This is a genomic window from Halobacterium noricense, from assembly GCF_021233435.1.
Classification (GTDB): Archaea; Halobacteriota; Halobacteria; order Halobacteriales; family Halobacteriaceae; genus Halobacterium; species Halobacterium noricense.
In genome coordinates, this window is sequence record NZ_CP089468.1 from 2,638,622 (window position 1) to 2,656,285 (window position 17,664).

At 65.5% G+C, this 17,664-nt stretch carries 19 protein-coding genes; 12 read left to right on the forward strand and 7 right to left on the reverse strand.

Annotated elements, in window-relative coordinates; genetic code table 11:
* Positions 1-58 precede the first annotated feature (58 nt).
* From LT974_RS14155 to LT974_RS14170, 4 genes are all read left to right on the forward strand, one after another.
* The gene (locus LT974_RS14155; protein ID WP_232588269.1) at positions 59-2,029 is read left to right on the forward strand and encodes a hypothetical protein; all 1,971 of its coding nucleotides are present in this window, start codon (positions 59-61) and stop codon (positions 2,027-2,029) included.
* Complete coding sequence (locus tag LT974_RS14160) at positions 2,026-3,078, forward strand: hypothetical protein (protein WP_232588270.1); 1,053 nt, start codon at positions 2,026-2,028, stop codon at positions 3,076-3,078. Before LT974_RS14155 ends, LT974_RS14160 begins: the two co-directional genes overlap by 4 nt.
* Before the next feature lie 47 nt (positions 3,079-3,125).
* Positions 3,126-3,749, forward strand: a complete 624-nt coding sequence (locus LT974_RS14165) for a DUF6339 family protein (RefSeq protein WP_232588271.1) — start codon at positions 3,126-3,128, stop codon at positions 3,747-3,749.
* 320 nt (positions 3,750-4,069) lie between these two features.
* Positions 4,070-4,342 (forward strand): hypothetical protein, encoded by a 273-nt coding sequence (locus LT974_RS14170; RefSeq protein ID WP_232588272.1) that lies wholly within the window; start codon positions 4,070-4,072, stop codon positions 4,340-4,342.
* 9 nt (positions 4,343-4,351) lie between these two features.
* On the opposite strand, the gene LT974_RS14175 is transcribed toward LT974_RS14170, so the two are convergent.
* Positions 4,352-4,642 carry a DUF7526 family protein gene (locus LT974_RS14175; protein ID WP_232588273.1) on the reverse strand — a complete coding sequence of 97 codons (291 nt, stop codon included), beginning with the start codon at positions 4,640-4,642 and terminating at the stop codon, positions 4,352-4,354.
* Between the two features lie 294 nt (positions 4,643-4,936).
* Here LT974_RS14175 and LT974_RS14180 point away from each other — a divergent pair, with 294 nt between their 5' ends.
* From LT974_RS14180 to LT974_RS14205, 6 genes are read left to right on the forward strand one after another with little or no spacing between them, the layout of a single operon-like run.
* Positions 4,937-10,537, forward strand: a complete 5,601-nt coding sequence (locus tag LT974_RS14180; protein ID WP_232588274.1) for an LAGLIDADG family homing endonuclease — start codon at positions 4,937-4,939, stop codon at positions 10,535-10,537.
* Positions 10,538-10,813, forward strand: a complete 276-nt coding sequence (locus LT974_RS14185) for a DUF7854 family protein (protein WP_232588275.1) — start codon at positions 10,538-10,540, stop codon at positions 10,811-10,813. It begins immediately after the preceding gene.
* A 48-nt stretch (positions 10,814-10,861) separates the two neighbouring features.
* On the forward strand, positions 10,862-11,200 hold the full coding sequence (locus tag LT974_RS14190; RefSeq protein WP_232588276.1) for a DUF7855 family protein: 339 nt from the start codon (positions 10,862-10,864) through the stop codon (positions 11,198-11,200).
* On the forward strand, positions 11,197-12,021 hold the full coding sequence (locus LT974_RS14195) for a DUF7856 family protein (RefSeq protein ID WP_232588277.1): 825 nt from the start codon (positions 11,197-11,199) through the stop codon (positions 12,019-12,021). Before LT974_RS14190 ends, LT974_RS14195 begins: the two co-directional genes overlap by 4 nt.
* A 26-nt stretch (positions 12,022-12,047) precedes the next feature.
* Complete coding sequence (locus LT974_RS14200) at positions 12,048-12,545, forward strand: DUF7857 domain-containing protein (RefSeq protein WP_232588278.1); 498 nt, start codon at positions 12,048-12,050, stop codon at positions 12,543-12,545.
* Positions 12,542-13,195, forward strand: a complete 654-nt coding sequence (locus tag LT974_RS14205) for a MinD/ParA family ATP-binding protein (RefSeq protein ID WP_232588279.1) — start codon at positions 12,542-12,544, stop codon at positions 13,193-13,195. The genes LT974_RS14200 and LT974_RS14205 overlap by 4 nt, the downstream gene beginning before the upstream one ends.
* A 2-nt stretch (positions 13,196-13,197) precedes the next feature.
* On the opposite strand, the gene LT974_RS14210 is transcribed toward LT974_RS14205, so the two are convergent.
* Positions 13,198-14,055: a transcription initiation factor IIB gene (locus LT974_RS14210; RefSeq protein ID WP_232588280.1), complete on the reverse strand. Its 858-nt coding sequence runs from the start codon at positions 14,053-14,055 to the stop codon at positions 13,198-13,200.
* A 173-nt stretch (positions 14,056-14,228) separates the two neighbouring features.
* Between LT974_RS14210 and LT974_RS14215 the strand changes: the two genes are divergently transcribed.
* The gene (locus LT974_RS14215; protein WP_232588281.1) at positions 14,229-14,735 is read left to right on the forward strand and encodes a DUF7858 family protein; all 507 of its coding nucleotides are present in this window, start codon (positions 14,229-14,231) and stop codon (positions 14,733-14,735) included.
* Between the two features lies 1 nt (position 14,736).
* On the opposite strand, the gene LT974_RS14220 is transcribed toward LT974_RS14215, so the two are convergent.
* The 5 genes from LT974_RS14220 to LT974_RS14240 are packed head-to-tail and all read right to left on the reverse strand — an operon-like array spanning position 14,737 to position 17,333.
* Complete coding sequence (locus tag LT974_RS14220; RefSeq protein WP_232588282.1) at positions 14,737-15,480, reverse strand: ParA family protein; 744 nt, start codon at positions 15,478-15,480, stop codon at positions 14,737-14,739.
* 47 nt (positions 15,481-15,527) lie between these two features.
* Positions 15,528-15,962, reverse strand: coding sequence for an HIT family protein (locus LT974_RS14225; protein WP_232588283.1), 435 nt, complete (start codon positions 15,960-15,962; stop codon positions 15,528-15,530).
* Positions 15,963-15,993: 31 nt separating this feature from the next.
* On the reverse strand, positions 15,994-16,449 hold the full coding sequence (locus LT974_RS14230) for a thioesterase family protein (protein ID WP_232588284.1): 456 nt from the start codon (positions 16,447-16,449) through the stop codon (positions 15,994-15,996).
* Positions 16,450-16,474: 25 nt separating this feature from the next.
* Complete coding sequence (locus tag LT974_RS14235; protein WP_232588285.1) at positions 16,475-17,113, reverse strand: uracil-DNA glycosylase; 639 nt, start codon at positions 17,111-17,113, stop codon at positions 16,475-16,477.
* 1 nt (position 17,114) lies between these two features.
* The gene (locus LT974_RS14240; protein WP_232588286.1) at positions 17,115-17,333 is read right to left on the reverse strand and encodes a DUF7860 family protein; all 219 of its coding nucleotides are present in this window, start codon (positions 17,331-17,333) and stop codon (positions 17,115-17,117) included.
* Positions 17,334-17,387: 54 nt separating this feature from the next.
* On the opposite strand from LT974_RS14240, the gene LT974_RS14245 reads away from it, so the two are divergent.
* Positions 17,388-17,651, forward strand: coding sequence for a hypothetical protein (locus tag LT974_RS14245; protein ID WP_232588287.1), 264 nt, complete (start codon positions 17,388-17,390; stop codon positions 17,649-17,651).
* Positions 17,652-17,664 lie beyond the last annotated feature (13 nt).

The following is a 17,664-nucleotide window of genomic DNA, read 5'->3' on the forward strand; positions in this document are numbered from 1 at the left end:
AGGTCGAAAATATGCTCAACCAGAAACATTAGGACCCCACGCAACACTTGTCCTCTAAATGTCCGTTGGATGGAAATTCAGCCGGTCTTCGACTGACGAGGGACGGTCAGGGGGCAATCCGTCAGAATATGCCTTCGATCACGACCTGAAAGATTTCGTTCGCGAAACTCTCCAGAACTCAAACGACGCTGGACAAGACATCTCAGAAACGACGGAAGTTACGTACTCCTTCCGCGAACTAACCGGAGAAGACCTCGAGCGCTTCCTCGGCGCTATCGACTGGGATGAAGAGCATAGTGACCCCGCACGAGAGACGCTCAGGGAGCACATCAGAAAAGTTACTGATGCAGACAAAGATGCGACAGTAAGTCGTGTCCTCAAGGAGATAGAGGACGATGGACGACTCCTCGCGGTTACCGTGGAGGACAAGAATACCCACGGACTCTACGGTCCCGAAGGTGGGGACGGTCCCTTCTCGGCGCTCGTACTAGACGAGCTAATCACAGAAAAAGAAGGAGGTAGTGGTGCCGGCGGCAGTTACGGGCTGGGGAAAGCGGTCCTGTGGTCATGGTCGGGATTGAAAACAGTCTTCTTCAACTCGGTACCGAGTGATACGGACGAGGAGCCACCTCGTCTAATCGGTCGAACTCAACTCCCCGCTCACGAGTCGGATGCTGACGAGTACCGTTACGAGGGACGAGGCCTGTTTGGCGATGTAGACGCGGGAAGCACGCCAACTGCGATTGCAAGTACAAGTGGGTCGACAATACAAAAGTGGGGCGACGGACAGGGGAGACCGTACTCGGCCTGGGATGGGGCTGCATCCGAAGTCGCTGAAGAGATGGGAATATCTCGACCCGGCGATGTAACGGGGACAAGCGTTACCGTCCTTGGTTTCTGTGAGCCCGGAGGCAAATCACAGCCGTCGCCCGAGACACTCGCTACCGAGGTCGCCCGCGAAGCATCGAAGTGGTTCTGGCCGGCAATGCTTCGAGGAGACCTCGAGGTTACTGTCGAGACTGCTGACGAAGAGATAGACGTAGAACCCGACACGTACGAAGAGGTCAAGCCGTTCATTCGATGTATTCAGAACCGAAACAGCACCCGGGATGTCCTCGAGCAACCAGGCCACGTCGCCGTACAATCACCCACCTTCGAGATTGAAGATAAGGACACCGAAGACGGTGAGGAAGAGACAGAGAGTGGCCCGATAAACGTCTATGCGAGACTAGCGGACCCAGACAATAGCGGGAGTCTCGCGAACAAAGTCGCGTTAATTCGGGGTGCTGGGATGGTGGTGAAGTACTACAACCGGAACCGAGTCGTGTATGGGGATCGGGAGTTCCACGGAGTCGTTTTGGCCGGTAAAGCACGACGATGGACAGACGAAGAGCCAACACAAGCCGACAAAGACATCGATAACTATCTTCAAGCAGCGGAGCCACCCCGCCACGACAACTGGGAGTACACGAAGAACCTGAAATCGACATACGGGACTAGTAGTAGGACGACGATTCAGGACCTCCAGCGGGACATCATCACTGACGCTATCAAAAATCTCGTGAGACAAACGCGAGAGGAGGGGCGTCTCGTCGCGGGCCGGCTGGCCGATAGGTTGAGTCTTCCCGAAGGACGTGGGGAAGGTGTAGACTCCACAAATGGGCCTGGTGGCGGTGGTTCACCAGTTCTTCGCGGAACCACAGAAATCTCGTTCGACAGCGGGGACGGTGCGTGGAATTTCTCCGGGTATGCTCAAGTTAGAGAGGACGATTACGAAGCCTGGCAGGCGACGTGTACCCTTCAGAAAATCGACGAAGAAGGTCGTGTTCAAGGGACGATTCCGATTGATTATCTGGAGTGTGAAGACGAAGGCGTATATGTGGACGACGATCCGGATGAACCGGTCATCCGGTGTGGTCCGGACCAAGAATCAATCAGGTTCAGCGGGGCTTCCGACGTGAACCCGTTCCGCGGAGAGACTAAAATCAGAATTGTAGGCGAAGTCTTCAAAGGAGGGCTGCGGACATGAGCTCTCAACCAGAAGAAGAGCCAGAGACTGGGGAATTGGACCTCGCATCTCTGGATCCCTCGGACTTCCGGTCTCGGTCTGGGACGCTTGATGCGTCTGCACTCCCACACAAACATGCTCCAGAAGGGTTGGAGTGGGAGATTCAGTCTTGTGAGACGGACGGAGGCGAAGAACCACCTCGAGAACCGTCTACCAACGAGATTTCTCTCGTCGACGAGGATTGGGACTCCGTCACGTTGACTATAAATGTCGAACTTCCACAGTGGAGTTACGACCTCGTGTTTCCAGACCAAGGAGAACTAACCGCCAGGATTGGGGTCGTATACTGGTGTCGGCAGACGATACTACGTGACCGTTCAAATACGGTGGAGATCAGCGAACCGGGCACTAAGGAGTTCGAAGTCACGATCCCGCGAGAGGACGTCAGGCAATCCCTCAAAATCCAACCGGCACTCGTCTGCGTTGAGTGCACAGAAGACGCGGAAGACTTCGCGACACAGCCCGGGCACCGGATGGCAGAAGGAGAAGTTTGGACGGTCAAGACGGATCTGCAACAAACAACTCAGAATCTCCTCCAACCGGAAACGAAGAGGTTCAGTGAAGACTCAGACTTCCCCGGCGAAGATCACCTACTATTCGTTGACTTCGACCGTGATCCACCAGCACTGTACCTGAATGGCGATCATGAGCGTGTCGTCGCCGCCCTTGACAGTGACGCATACCAAGGGTGGGATGCCGCCGTACGTGACGTCGCCTACGACGTCATCGAGTCCGAGTTCTGGCCACAGATGCTATTGGAGGCTGCATCCGACATCACAGATAGCGGGGGCCCAGATGAAGCGTGGAAACAGGGCGTTATCGAGAAGTTTCGAGAGCCGATATACGGAGAAGATACGTCGTACGAAGAAGCGCTCGACATGTTGCGGGAGGACCTCAATTCGCCAAGCCGACTAGCACGCCTCATTCAAGAGATCGATGATGCGGTACAGTCACGGAACGACTCACCCAGCCACCTGAAGACTCTCCTTGACTTGGTCGATAACCGATGACTCAACTTCGAGAACTCACCGCGGCGGGACGCGCAGAAGTCAAGAAAGTGATCGAACAGGGGCAACCCGTAACGGAGATCCCAGAATCCACACTCCGTGAACACTCGTACGACATCAAAGGCGCATCGGCTGATTTGGAGGCACTCCGAGACGAGCTAGAGGGCGTAGTTGACGAGCACAACGAGAACGATCATAACATCGACGCTGCGGCCGCACCCTCAGTCCGAGAGTTCATCGACATCACACGGAGAACTGCCGCTAGACCGGGACTCTGGCACTGGCTGACCGTCAGCAAGTTCCCTGACTTCGTCTACCATCGCTGGCCGAACGCAGACGACGAAGAGAAGTTCCTAGACGGTGGTACGGACATCTACTCGAACGCCATCCACCAACTCTGGTGGGGAGCCGAATTGACTCGTGACGGCGACGACTACACCGTAACGAAACAGATGTTCGGACAAGGTCGACTTGCGAACGACGTCCTCGACAGCTGGTCTTCGAGGTACGAACCCGCCGCGAAGATTCACACGAAAATTCTCCTCGGCGAATCGTCCGACACCGTACAGAAGAAAAGTCGGGACATCCGCAACAAACTCTCAGTCTACAAACTTGATCTAATGACGGACGAAGAGATTGGAGAATTCATGGAACGAATCGTCGAACAGTCCTAATTCTTCGAGTCGTATTCTCCGAGGAGTCATCTATCATCTCTTCTAATTCCCGAGGTCAGTAGCGAAGTCGGCGTCCGTATCCTCAAGGAATCGCTGACCGTCGTCGGTGAGACAATACTTTGGCGCTCCCAATTTTAATCGAGTCCATCAGACCCGCTTCTTCGGGCGTGGTAAGTCTGCTCAGAGTTACCTATAGACTGTACGAAAGCTGGTCGACTATGTCCGACAGAAGGTCCAAATTCGCTCGCTGAATAGACTCAAGATACGACACCACACACCCAGGGAGAATACATTTACCGTCACCCCACCAACACGTACGCATGAGCGACCTGTCCCCGACTGACGTGGCACCGGCGTGGGTGTGGCTCGCGACGGCCGCGAGCGGCGTGCTCGCAGCAGTTGTACACGTCGTGGGCGGCGCAGCCTACGAGTCCGCTGTGGGCGTGCTGACCGCCGGCGCAGTCGTCGGCGTGCTGTACCTGCTCTACCAGTGGGGACAGATTCGGGAGCAGCCGACCAGCGCGAAGAGCGACCGCGAGAAGGAGATGCAAGCGGAAGCGGGCGGCTACGGCGGCAACGGCGGCGGTGGCTAGCCCGGCCGCCTATTCCACGCGGACGACGTCGTAGACGCCGACCATCTCCGTTTCTTCGACGCGCGCCGTGAACTCCGCGCCTTCCTCGGGCGCGTCGTCGGCGACGAGCGTGACGGCTTCGATGGGGTCGCGCAGCAGGAACGACTTGATGCGCTCGGGCCACGACGGCGCGCCGCCCTTCCGGCAGACGAGCACGTACCGAGAACTGGCGAGGTCGCGGAGGGCGGGCTGGAGGTCGTGGTCGTCGACGTCCTCAGGCGGGACGACGGCGAGCACTTGCGTGTGGAGCGTTTCGGGCACACGCGACCCGAGGGGTTCGACCGGAATGAGTCTTGCTCGAACGCGGCGCTTTTCCGACGCACGCGAACCCCACCGCGGGTCGCCGGGCTCGCGCTCGCCGTCGCAACAGTCGTGCTCGCGGCATCGCGAACGGACTCGACCGCGACGTAGCCGGCGAATGGCAATCCTGCCATCAGACGACTCCGGGATTTTCGAGGGTCACGTCGGGGGCGGCATAGCTGTTCGGGCGCGGACCACTTCCACCCCGGTTTGCGAACCTTCTTACGCGAGCGCGCGCTACCTACCGTGGACAGAATGGCCCAGGCCGCAAACCAGGAACTCGTCGACAGGTTCGAGGAGTTCTACCGCCGGTACTACAGCGACGACGTCGCGGAGCTCGCCCGCAAGTACCCCCGCGAGTCGAAGTCCCTCCACCTCGACTGGCGGGACCTCTACCAGATGGACCCCGACCTGGCCGACGACTACGTCAACCACCCCGACGACCTCCGGGAGGCCGCCGAGGAAGCGCTGCGCCTCTACGACCTCCCCGTGGACGTCAGCCTCGGACAGGCCCACGTGCGCGTGTTCGGCCTCGACGAGCACACCGAGATTCGCGCGATCCGCGCCGAACACCTCAACACGCTCGTCAGCGTGCAGGGGATGGTGCGGAAGGCGACGGACGTGCGCCCGAAAATCGAGCGCGCGGTGTTCGTCTGCCAGCGCTGCGGCGCCGAAACGGAGGTCCCCCAGGGCGACGCCGGCTTCCAGGAGCCCTACCAGTGCGAGAGCTGCGAGCGCCAGGGGCCGTTCAAGCTCGACCCCGAGCGCTCGGAGTTCGTCGACTCCCAGAAACTCCGGATTCAGGAGTCCCCGGAGGGCCTGGCGGGCGGCGAGACCCCGCAGAGCATCGACGTGCACGTCGCCGACGACATCACCGGCGAAGTCACGCCCGGCGACCACGTCACCGTCTCGGGCGTGCTCCGCCTCGACCAGAGCGAGGGCAGCAACGAGTCCCCCGTCTTCGACCTCTACATGGAGGGGACGTCGGTCGTCATCGAGGACGAGGAGTTCGACGAGATGAACATCACCGAGGAGGACAAACAGCAGATCGTCGAAATCTCGAACCGCGAGAACATCTACGAGCAGATGGTCGACTCGATGGCTCCGTCCATCTACGGCCACCGGGAGGCCAAGCTCGCGATGATTCTCCAGTTGTTCTCCGGCGTCACCAAACACCTCCCCGACGAGTCGAGGATTCGGGGCGACCTCCACATGCTCCTCATCGGGGACCCCGGAACGGGGAAGTGTCTCGACGGGGATACGCACGTAACGCTCGCTGACGGTACCAAACGCCCGATTCGAGATATCGTCGAGGAGAACCTCGATAACCCGAAGCCAGTCGACGACGGTGTGTACGACGACGGCGACCTCCCGGTGCTCTCGATGGACGCCGACGGAACACTCACCGAGCGGCGAGCGACCCGAGTCTGGAAGCGCGAAGCACCGGATCAGATGTACCGGATTCGCACGTCGAGTGGGCGCGAAATCGAAGTGACGCCCTCGCATCCGCTGTTCGTACAACGCGACGGGAGAATCGAAGCACGGACCGCGGACGAACTCGACGCGAACGAGTTCGTCGCGACGCCGCGGTCGCTACAGACGAACGGCGACGACACGCTCGACGTCGAGTACCGGAGCTCCGAGTCAGGGAACGCAGTCCGGCTCGACCTCCCGGAGACGTGGACGCCATCGCTCGCGCGGCTCGTCGGCTACATCATCGCTGAAGGGTACGCTGTGCTCGGCGACGACAACACCGGCGACGTCAGAGTGACGAACAACGACGACGAGATACTCGACGACGTCACCGAGGCACTGGACGCGCTCGGACTCAACTACGCGATTAGTGGACCACGAGAAGGAAAATCCGCGAAGACTGTCCGCTGTACCTCTGGCGAGTTTGCGAGTTTCCTCGAAAGCCTCGAACCAGTGATTCTACAACGGTCTGCGGACCAGCGCGTTCCCGACCCGATTCGCTGCGCGACGGCAGAGACGAAACGCGAGTTCCTCCGTGCGTACGTCGATGCCGAGGGACACGTTTCGGCGACACAGCGCGAAATCACGGTCGCCTCGATGAGCCGCGAACTGCTCAACGGCGTCCGCTCGCTCCTGCTCGCCTTCGACGTCACGTCGAGCATCGAAGCGCGGAACAACGGGAGCTATCGGATTCGCATCAGCGGCGACAGCTTCGAGCGGTACGTCGAACAAATCGGCTTCGTCACGGAGCGAAAGTCGACGGCAGCCGTCTCTTACGACGACCAGTCCTCGAACACGAACGTCGACGTAATCCCCGAAATCGGCGAGGAACTTCGCCGCATCCGGGAGACCCTCGAACTCTCTCAGTTCGACTGCAGCGTCCCGAGAACGACGTACCAGCACTACGAACGCGGCGACCGGAATCCAAGCCGGGACAGCCTCCGACAGGTCGTCGAAGCGTTCGAGGACCGAGTCGCGTGGCTACGGGAGGCGAAACGGAGTATTGAGAACGGGAGCTGGGAAGACGTCTCCGCAGTCCGGAACGAACTGAACGTCTCGCAGGCGGCGCTCGCGAGCGAGATGGACGTCGAACAGACCGCCGTGAATTACTACGAGCGGAACGACGCCGTTCCGGACGGCGGGAAGGTGACATCGGCAAAGAGCAGCCTCGGGGCGCGAATCGACGAGGCGCTCTCGGTCGAGACGGACGTCAAGCGCCTCCGCCACCTCGTCGAGAACGACGTTTCGTGGGACCGCATCGAATCCATCGAGCCCGTCGAACCGGCCGAGGAGTGGGTCTACGACCTCGAAGTCGAGGGGACCCACGCGTATCTCTCGAACGGCGTCGTCTCCCATAACTCCGCGCTCATATCATACGTTCAAAATATCGCGCCGCGGTCAGTCTACACTTCCGGCAAGGGGTCCAGCTCCGCGGGGCTGACGGCCGCCGCGGTCCGGGACGACTTCGGCGACGGCCAGCAGTGGACGCTGGAGGCGGGCGCGCTCGTGCTCGCCGACCAGGGCGTCGCCGCGGTCGACGAGCTCGACAAGATGCGATGTGTGACGGGGGATACGCTGGTCCACTTCGACGGCCGGGTGAGCCGAATCCGGGACTTCGCGGTCGACGCCGCCGAGTCTGGTGACCTCGAGGAGTTGCCGAACGGCCGGACGATCCGGGGGGTCGACGCCGACGTCTGGACGATGACCGAGTCCGGACGGCTCGAGAAACGCCCCGTGACGGCGGTCCACGAGTACGACGCGCCGAATGAGCTCGTGGAAGTGACACTGGCGTCCGGCGAGCGGCTGACCGCGACGCACGACCATCCGTTCTTCATCTTCGAGGACGGCGAACGCGTCGAGCAGCCGGCCGAGGAGCTCTCCGACGACGACTGGGTGTACGTCCCGCGGTCGCTGTCCGGGGCCGCAGCCGACGGCGGGTCGGTAGCCGAAGCGTCAGCGACGGCTTCCGACTCGTCCGGAGCGGACGGTGTCGAGCCGGAGTTCGCGGCAGTCCTGGGCTATCTTGCTGGCGACGGGGACCTCTACTACGACCGCGGCGAGGGAGTCTACGGTATCAGGTTCACGAACAAGGAAGAACAGTTGCTCGCTGACTTCGAGGATGCTGCCAGGAGCACGTTCGACGCCGAGCCGACGCGCCCGCCGAGCGAGCAGCGCGACGACGGCGTCGAAACCGTCCGCGTCCACGGCCGAGAGCACGCTGACCGCGTGCTCGACGCGGGAATGAACCGCGAGACGTACGACGGGAAGACGCTACCGGGCGACGTGACGGCGTCGTCGCGGGCAGCGAAGGCCGCGTTCGTTTGCGCGCTCGCCGACAGCGAAGGGTCGGTCGGCGACCGGCAGCTCCGCATCCACTCCGCGAGCTACGAACTGCTGCTCGGCGTGAAACACCTCCTGTTGGAGTTCGGGGTCTCCAGCCAGCTCCACCACCGGGAACACGGAGACAACCGCGACATCTATAATCTCACGGTCACGGACGCGGACTCGCTGGCCGCGTTCGACCGGTGGGTCGGGTTCACGCTCGACCGGAAGCAGGACGCGCTCGAGGACGCGGTCGAGCGCGTATCCGGCGAGCGGACGATTCGAGACGTGGTTCCGGACGTCGGTGGACGGCTCGAAGCGGCCCGAGAGTCGCTGCGTCTCCACCAGGCCGAGTGTGGCATCAACGACGTGACGTACTGCAACTTCGAGAACGGCGACGCGAACATTTCGATTCGGCTGGCCCGGGACGTCCTCGATGCCTTCGAGTCACGGCAACGTACGGCGGATCGAGACCGCCAGCGAGTGACAGACGCCGACTGGCGGACGCTCGAGAGCCTCCGTGACCGCTATCACGTCTCTCAGGACGAACTCGCGAACGGGACGGCGTTCAGCCAACAGCAGGTCTCCCGGCTGTGGGGCGAAGACGAGAGCTTGCTCGCGACGGTCCGGTCGCGGCTCCGGGAGGTCGTCGAAGGCGTCGCGGAGACGGACCTTACCACCCTCCGCGAGGTAGTCTACGGGGACGTGAAGTGGCGGCGAGTAGCTAGCGTCGAGCCCGTTTCTCCGGACGAAGACGACGACCGGATTCCGGTATTGCGTGGTGAACTCGCCGACAACCTCGGTGTTCCGGAGGACGAGACCGTCGAGGCAGCAGACGAGCTGCTCGCTCGAGAACCGGACGTCGATTCGTGGAGCGCGCTCCGGACGGCGCTGTCGCGGCACGGGATTGCTCACGAAGTGCTCGCGGCGGACCTCGGCGTGAACCAGAGTACGGTGACGCGGTGGCTGAACGAGGATGTCGAAACGGATCGGTTCGTCGAGGCCGCGAACGCCGCGCTCGACCGCATCCACGAGGTCCGTAGCGAGGCCGACCGGCTACGCTCAGAGATTGAGCGGCGCGAGCAGCCGAAGGTGTACGACCTCACTGTCGCGGGGACGCACAACTTCGTCGCGAACGGAATGATCGTCCACAACTCCGAGGACCGCTCCGCGATGCACGAAGCACTAGAGCAGCAGAAGATCTCGATTTCGAAGGCGGGCATCAACGCGACCCTCAAGGCGCGCTGTTCGCTGCTCGGCGCGGCGAACCCGAAGTACGGCCGCTTCGACCAGTACGAGCCCATCGGCGAGCAGATCGACCTCGAACCCGCCCTGATTTCGCGGTTCGACCTCATCTTCACGGTGACCGACGAGCCCGACCCCGAGGAGGACGCGAAGCTCGCCCGCCACATCCTCCAGACGAACTACGCGGGCGAGCTCAACACTCAACAGGAGCAGCTCGCGAGCGCGAACCACACCGCCGAGGAGGTCGACGCGCAGACGGACACGGTCGCGCCGGCCATCGACGCATCGCTCCTGCGCAAGTACATCGCGTACTCGCGGCGGAACTGCTACCCGACGATGTCCGACGAAGCACGGGAGGCCATCGAGGACTTCTACGTGGACCTCCGCGCGGAGGGCCAAGGCGAGGACGCGCCCGTCCCGGTGACCGCGCGCCAGCTCGAAGCGCTGGTGCGGCTCGGCGAGGCGTCCGCGCGCGTCCGGCTCTCGGACACCGTGGAGGTCGAGGACGCCGAGCGCGTCATCGAAATCGTGCGCTCGTGCCTGCAGGACATCGGCGTCGACCCCGAGACCGGCGAGTACGACGCAGACGTCGTCGAGACCGGGCGCTCGAAGACCCAGCGCGACCGCGTGAAGAACGTCAAGGCCATCATCAAGGAGATCGAAGACGAGTTCGACGAGGGCGCGCCCGTCGAGGAAGTGCTGGACCGCGCCGAGGAGGTCGGGATGGACGCCTCGAAGGCCGAACACGAGATCGAGAAGCTCAAAGAGAAGGGCGAGCTCTATCAGCCGAACAAGGACCACCTGCGGGCGATATAGATGGACCGGATTTCGGCGCTGCGGAACGTCGAGGACGCGCTCGCGGACTTCGAGGCCGGCGACGCCTCCCTGGGCGACGTGGAGGACCGCGTGCTCGGCGTGCTGCGGACGTACGCGACGGAGTTCGAAGACGGCGACCTGTCGGCGTACCGGGCGATCGGCGACCCCCGCGTCGAGGGCATCGTCGTCGTCGCCGACACCGAGGCAGCGGCGCGCGAGCGCGTCGCCGCCCGGGTCGACGCATCCCCCGAATTCAGGGTCGAGCCGGCCGATTGATTTCGTTCTTTCGTAACTAATTTTAACACTCGTCGATACGGTCAGATCGTGCTGTTGGTCGCGACGCACTCGCAGGCCGCTCGACAGAGCCTGCGCAACGTCTGTTCGACGCACGAGGACTGCGTCGTGCGGCGGTTCGGGCGCGCGGCGCTGCTCGCGGAGACGGAACTCGCGGCGTTCCACGCGCTTCGCCTCCGGGAGAAACATACTGGGGACGTGCAGGTCGAGCGCACTGCGCCCCTGAACGAGTTCAGCGACGTCCCCGAGTCGGTCCGCGACGCCGCGACCGCCTACGAATCCCGGGACGCCGCGAGCACGCCGTACGCGAAGTTCGCGGCGGGGACCGACCTCCCCGACCCCGAGTCGATGGCCGACGAGAAGCTATGAGAGTCGACCTCGCGGACGTCGAACGCCACGGGCGAGCAATCGATTTGCGGGACGTCGACGTAGCCGCCGAAGCCGTGCTGGCGGCCATCCGCGACGCCGACGACGAGCGCATCGAGTGCGCCAGCCCACAGCCGATTCACGAGCGCGTCGGCTTCCTCCACCACGGCCTGTCGGTCGCGCCCATCGCGGCGGTCGCGGCCGCCGCGCGCACCCGCGGCGCGACGACCGAACACGACGCGGAAATCCGGGCTGTCGAGGACGAACTCGCAGCTATCGACGTTCCCGAGGTGGACCTCACGACTGCGCGCGAGCGCGTCGCCGAGACGGCCAGCGACGTCGACCGGCTGCGGGAGCGCGTGGCGCGAGCGAGTGGGCGCGTCGAGGCCCGACGAGAGGCTGACGCGGACGCCAGCGACGCGGAAGCCGCGTTACGGGACGCGACCCGCGAGCTCGCCGCGCGGGAGACTGACCACCACGCCGCGAAAGAGGAGTTAGCGGCAGCCCAAGAGCGAGCGCGCGAAGCACGGGACGCCCGCGAGCGGAAGCTGGCACTTGCGGACCGTCGGGACAACCTTCGGCGAGCAGCGCGGCAAGCACTCGCAGACGCGTACGCCGACTGCTTCAGCCGCGCCGTCGACGCGTTCCCGGTGCCGAGCGAGCCAACCCACCCGCGCGAATTCTCGGGTCCAGAGTGGGTAGCAGGCGCTGCGGCCGCGCGATTCGCATGCCCGGGCGCACCGCTCGTTGTCGGTTGCGGGTTTGAGCGCGTGACGCGGGCCGCGGCCGCGCTCGATGCGCCGGTCGTGCTGGTGGAAGTTTAAGCCCGAGAGCGCGGCCACTCCCGGACATGGAGTTGGAGACAGCGGCCCACCGGCAGCACGGCGTGACGCTGGTCGCCGTCCGCGTGACCAACGACGGCGAGCACGCCCGGCGCGTCCGCGTCGCGAATCGGTGCGACGGCCCCGTGTTGCCGCCGCGCGAACAGGGCGTCCCCGTCCCGGGCTGGGACGACGGCGGCTGGGAGGGCGTCGTCGATGCGGGCGCGACGAAGCCGCTCGGTTACGCAACGCCCGCACCGCCTGCAGACCCGCCCGTCGAAGTCGCGTGGAGCGAGCGCGCTGCCGAGAGCGAACCGACTGCGGCGGAGACGCTGGCGGACCTCGGCGACCCGCGGCCGCCCGAAGACGCCGTCAGCCCGCCGACGACGGCGCTCCCGGACGGAGTGCGCGAGTGGCTGGACGAGGTCGCCGAGCGTGCGGCCGACGAGGAGACGACGGACGCCGACCGCGACGGGGTCGCGGCGCTGGCGGCACGCACGACCCGGCTCCGGGAGGACGTCGAGTGATTCTGGCGGTTTGCGGCGGGAAGGGCGGCGTCGGGAAGACGACGACCGCGCTCAACCTCGCGGCTGAACTGGACGCGGTGCTCGTGGACGCGGACCTCGGGATGGCAGACGTGCCGGCGAGCCACGGGCCGGACCTCCACGACGTACTCGCGGGGCGCGCGGATGCCGTGGAAGCGGTCCGCGAGTCGAGAGCCATTTCGATATTGCCGTGCGGCCGGACGCTCGCGGGCGCTCGCGAGGGCGACCCTCGACAGTTGGTGGACGCGCTGCACGCCGTCGCCGACGCGTACGACGACGTGGTCGTAGACTGTCCCGCCGGTCTGCGCGCGGACGTCGGCCTGCCGCTGCTGGTCGCGGACGCCTGCGTGCTCGTGACGACGCCCGACAGGGCGGCGCTCGCGGACGCGCTTCGCGCACGGTCGCTGGCCGTCGAACTGGACGCCGGGCTCGCGGCCGTCGCGTACAACCGGGCGAGCAGCGCCAGCGAGGAAGTAGCGAACGCGCTCGGCGCGCCGGTCGTCGCAGTTCCCGACGACGATTCGGTGGCGGCGGCGATGGATGCGGGACAGCCGGTCGCAGCAATCGACGAGGAGGCGGCGGCAGCGACGGGATTCGGGACGTTGGCAGAACGAGTACGGGAGACGACGTAGCGCTACTCCTGGAGGTCGTAGTACGTCGAGCGGAGCGTGACCGGCGTCACGTCCGCGACGTCGGCGGCGTCGGCTTGCGTGAGCGGTTCGTCGTGGTCGCAGGCGGCGGTGTAGAGGCAGGCCGCGGCGACGCCGCTCGGGTTCCGCCCGGAGACGAGATTCTGGGATTCCGCTTTTTCGACGTACTCGCGAGCGGCGCGCTCGACCGCTTGCGGGACGTCGAGTTCGGTAGCGTAGCGCGGCAGGTAGTCCCGCGGGTCGATGGGGCCGGTTGGCAGGCCGAGTTCGCGGTTCATCGCGTCGTAGGCCGCGGAGAGTTCGCTCTCGTCCGCGCGAGCGACGGCTTCGACTTCGCCGAGCGTGCGCGAGAGCGCGTTCGTCCGGCAGACCGCGTAGACGCCCGCGGCGGCGAACCCCTCGATGGAGCGCCCGCGGAGCAAGCCCTCGTTTTGCGCGGAGTCGAACAGCGCGCACGCCTGGTCGCGGACGCTACGCGGGAGGTCGAGCTTCCCGACGAGCCGCCGGATTTCGGTGAACCCGTACACCTGATTGCGGTCGGCCTTCGACGGGATGGACGCGCGCTTGTGCTGGCGGCGCATCCGCTTCAGGCGGCGGCGCTTGCGCCCCTTCACGCGCGTCGAGCGACCGATTTCCGTGGAGAGCCCGCGGTCGTGGCGAGCGCGCGTGAGCGGCGCGCCGGTACGCTCTGGGTTGGTGTCGTCGTCGGCGAAGCTGCGCCACTCGGGGCCGCGGTCGATGCGGTCCTCGGAGACGACGAGCCCACAGTCGGTACAGACGCGTTCGGTCGCACGCTGCCGGACGGCACCCTCGCACTCGGGGCAGGTCACTGACTGACTCATCACACCTGAACGTAGGCGCGGAAGCAGTATTTAAACACAGGTCGAAGCCCCCAGATTCGGTCGTTTCAGCGGTCGAGAGCGTACCGGTTACCGGTACGTTCATCGCGGGCAGCAATTAGATATCGTCCGGTTCAACTCGAAATTTTAAGTGTCGGGAGGTGGAACGGAGTGGTATGGGACTGGCGGACATCGCGGAGGGGGTGACGGTGACCACGCGCCAGCGCGAGCGCGGAGTCGCGAGCGTCGACCGGACGACCGAGTCGCTGGCGTCGCGGCTCACCGTGTTCGACGACGACCTCCCGGTGTCCGCGGACGCAGCAGCGACGATGGCGGAGGCGTACGCGGGCGGCACGAGCGTCGGCGACGCCGCGACGGAGGCCGGTGTCGCGCCGACGACCGCGGCGAAGACGCTCCACCGGCTCGGGTTCGAGGGACTGTCGCCGTTCTCCCCGCTCCAGCGCGAGATGCTCGACGACTGGCTGACCGCACAGTGCTCGCGGGCGGACGCCCTCGAACTGACGGGCGCGAACGAGCGGGAGTTCGCGCTCGCGGCCTTCGTCGCGACCCACGAACCAAATGAGGGCGCTGCAGGAGCCGTCGAGAGCGCGCTGTCGAACGCGCGGGACGCGATGGTCGAGAAGCAGGACGCGCTCGCGGCGACGCTCCCGGATTCGGACTGACTCAGGAGAGTTTCTGCCGTGCGGTGTCGAGCAGCGACTCGTCTTCGACGTCGACGGCCACGCTCGTCTCGAACAGCGATTCGGCCAGTGCTGCGACCTGTGCGGTGAACGCGCCGTCGCTGGCGAGCGCGGTCGGCATCTCCGGAATGGTGGTTTCGGCGTGCTCGGGAATCGCGTGGTCGGCGTCCGGCGGCGCGTCGTCAACGCGGTTGGCGACGGCGAGGTCGAACTCCGTGCCGACGTCTGCGAGGCGGCCGCGAGCGCGCTGGAGGCTGTCGACGCCACGATCGCCGGGCGGCAGGACGGCCGCGACGCGGTCCGCACTCGTGGCAGCGGCGACTGCCTGGTTCGCGGCGACCGGCGGCGTGTCCACGAGCACGAAGTCGTGAACGTCGGTGAGTTCGGCGAGCTGCGATTCGAGGCGTTCCGCGGCGGTCGGCGCTTTGGCGTCGGCGATGCGCGCGAACGGCGCGAACGCCGGGTAGGCCGCGACAGCGCCGGGCGCGTCCGGTGTGATATCGTGGCGCGCCGCGGCGGGGTCGGCGTCCGGGTCGGTGAGGAGCGACGTGGCGTCGGTGTCGATGCGACCGTCGACGTACTGCGCGAGCCCCTGCGTGGCGAATGCGGTGTCGAAGACGCCGACGCTGGCCCCGTCGCGCGCGAGCACGGCAGCAGTCTCGACAGCGATGCGGGTGGTGCCAGCGCCGCCGGCGACGCCGACGAGCGCGGCAGTTCGTGGCTGCATGCTAGTAGTTTCCCCGCCTACTAGCACTAAAATTTGTGTTTTGTGAGCTACTCTTCGCCGGCGCCCTCGGCGATGCTGTCCGCGATGTCGTCGAGTTCGTCGTCGGAGAGGTCGGGGCGCTCGCCGGCGATCGCGTGGACCGGCCGGCCGCCATCGTCGTCGAAGCGCGGGATGATGTGGCCGTGCACGTGCGGGACTTCCTGGCCGGCGGCCTCGCCGTTGTTGAACGCGACGTTGCTGCCGTCGGCGTCCACGACGTCCTCGACGATGGGCGTGAGGTAGTGCAGCGCCGCGAACATCATCTCGCCGCTCTCCGGCGGGACGTCGCCGAGCGTCTCGTGGTGGTCCTTGGGGATGACGAGCGTGTGTCCAGGCGCGAGCGGGTTCGCGTCGAGGAACGCGAGCACGTCGGCGTCCTCGTAGACGGCGCGCGCGGGAATCTCTCCATCCACAATCTGACAGAAGATGCAGTCCTCGGCCATACGCGGCCCAACACGGGCCTCGATTAAAAGCCTACTCGCGGCCGGCGACGCTGTCGCGGAACTGGTCGCGGTCGACGACGCGCAGCGTGAGGTCGCCGGTGGCCACGGACGCGCCGTCGTCGCGCTCGGCGCGACACGCGAACGAGAGGTCGGGGCGGTCGACGCCGACGAGCGTCGCGGACACGTCGACGTCGCGGCCGACTGCGACGGGCGCGAGGTGCGAGACCGACGCGCCACGGTCGACCACGCCCGTTCCTTCGGGGAGGTAGCCGCGGAGCGCCTCGCGGACGACGACCTCGAACTGCGCGAGGAGGTACGGCGTCCCGAGCACGCGCGTGGCCTCCTCGGGGTCGGCGTCGACGGCGGCGGGGTCGCCGGGCGGGTCGTCGTGGGAGCCGAACGCGACGGTGGCGTGCTCGGCGTCGAGCGTGAACGTGGACTCCCCGCGAACGTCGGCGTCGTCGAGGACGGCGAAGGCGTCCGTCATGCGTGACGGGACGGCGTACCCGGTGTTAGTCCTGACGGCGTGCGGCGGCGAGCGCGTCGCGGAGGCCGGCGACGTACTCGGCCCGGGAGAGGTCGAGCCGGGAGAGCCAGACGTCCTCGTAGGACGGGTGAAGGGCGGGAACGAGCGCGGCGTCGAACCCCGGCCAGTCGAGCGGACGGCCCTCGTGCACACAGTCGCCGACTGTCGAGACGAAGCCGTCAAGCGCGTGGTCGGCGAGCGAGAGCAGGCTCGCCGTGGCGTGTTTCCCGGTTGCGAGCACGGCTGTAGGCTCGATTTCGGCGAGTTCGGTTTCGAGGTGGCCGGCGCACGTCTCGCGTTCGTCGGGCATAGGGTCGCGGTTCTCCGGCGGGTGGCACTTCACGGCGTTCGTGAAGTAGGCGTCCGGGTGGCCGAGGTCGGCTGCGAGGTCGCGGACGCGACGGCCGGAGTGGCGGGTCGTGTACGCCAGTCCGGTGTAGTTGCCGCCGCGCCACTGCTCGGCGTCCGGGCCGCCAGCGCCGGGCGCTTCGCCGACGACCACGAGGTCGGCGTCGAGGCTTCCTTGTCCCCACGAGATGCAGTTCCGGGACTCGACGAGCGCGGGACAGCGCTCGCAGCCGGCGTCGAGGACGTGCCGTGTGTCCGGGTCGGGGAACTCGGCCACGCTACTCCGTGAGCGGGAGGGCGATGCCGAAGACGAACGGACAGACGACGATGCCGAGCACGCCCAGCACTTCCGCGTCGAAGAGGAGCGCGTGCTCCCAGCCGGGCAGCGAGCCGCCGGCGAGTTGGAGGCCGAGCGCGCCGATGACGAACAGCGCGAAGCTCGCCAGCGTGGAGCGTTTCACGAGCGACGAGTAGTCGAGGTTACCGTAACGTCCCATACGCGGAGAACGAGTGTCGTCGCTACTAAGCCTTCTGTCTCGAACAGAAGGGCTATGAGCGGCGACTGGCTACGGCTGGACATGCTCAGCAACTTCGCGGAACTGTTCGACCTCGCCGTCACTCTCGCGTACGCGGTGCTCGGCGCGGGGCTCGTGGGGACGGGCGTGCTCACCGAGCTGCGGAGTGTCGCCACGCTCGGCAGCGGCGAGCTGATCCTCGGCGCGTGGTTCGCCGTCATCGGCGTCGTCGCCATCGCCGCCGGCACGATGCTGTTCACGGACAAGGTGCGGGCGCGCGTCGGCAGCGGCGGCGCGTAACCCGGAGCCGACT

What these genes read in the sequence shown, in the direction of transcription:
- LT974_RS14155 (WP_232588269.1), top strand. Translation starts at nt 59, where the DNA reads ATGTCCGTTGGATGGAAATTCAGCCGGTCTTCGACTGACGAGGGACGG.
- LT974_RS14160 (WP_232588270.1), top strand. Translation starts at nt 2,026, where the DNA reads ATGAGCTCTCAACCAGAAGAAGAGCCAGAGACTGGGGAATTGGACCTC.
- LT974_RS14170 (WP_232588272.1), top strand. Translation starts at nt 4,070, where the DNA reads ATGAGCGACCTGTCCCCGACTGACGTGGCACCGGCGTGGGTGTGGCTC.
- LT974_RS14180 (WP_232588274.1), top strand. Translation starts at nt 4,937, where the DNA reads ATGGCCCAGGCCGCAAACCAGGAACTCGTCGACAGGTTCGAGGAGTTC.
- LT974_RS14185 (WP_232588275.1), top strand. Translation starts at nt 10,538, where the DNA reads ATGGACCGGATTTCGGCGCTGCGGAACGTCGAGGACGCGCTCGCGGAC.
- LT974_RS14195 (WP_232588277.1), top strand. Translation starts at nt 11,197, where the DNA reads ATGAGAGTCGACCTCGCGGACGTCGAACGCCACGGGCGAGCAATCGAT.
- LT974_RS14200 (WP_232588278.1), top strand. Translation starts at nt 12,048, where the DNA reads ATGGAGTTGGAGACAGCGGCCCACCGGCAGCACGGCGTGACGCTGGTC.
- LT974_RS14210 (WP_232588280.1), bottom strand. Translation starts at nt 14,055, where the DNA reads ATGAGTCAGTCAGTGACCTGCCCCGAGTGCGAGGGTGCCGTCCGGCAG.
- LT974_RS14215 (WP_232588281.1), top strand. Translation starts at nt 14,229, where the DNA reads ATGGGACTGGCGGACATCGCGGAGGGGGTGACGGTGACCACGCGCCAG.
- LT974_RS14220 (WP_232588282.1), bottom strand. Translation starts at nt 15,480, where the DNA reads ATGCAGCCACGAACTGCCGCGCTCGTCGGCGTCGCCGGCGGCGCTGGC.
- LT974_RS14225 (WP_232588283.1), bottom strand. Translation starts at nt 15,962, where the DNA reads ATGGCCGAGGACTGCATCTTCTGTCAGATTGTGGATGGAGAGATTCCC.
- LT974_RS14230 (WP_232588284.1), bottom strand. Translation starts at nt 16,449, where the DNA reads ATGACGGACGCCTTCGCCGTCCTCGACGACGCCGACGTTCGCGGGGAG.
- LT974_RS14240 (WP_232588286.1), bottom strand. Translation starts at nt 17,333, where the DNA reads ATGGGACGTTACGGTAACCTCGACTACTCGTCGCTCGTGAAACGCTCC.
- LT974_RS14245 (WP_232588287.1), top strand. Translation starts at nt 17,388, where the DNA reads ATGAGCGGCGACTGGCTACGGCTGGACATGCTCAGCAACTTCGCGGAA.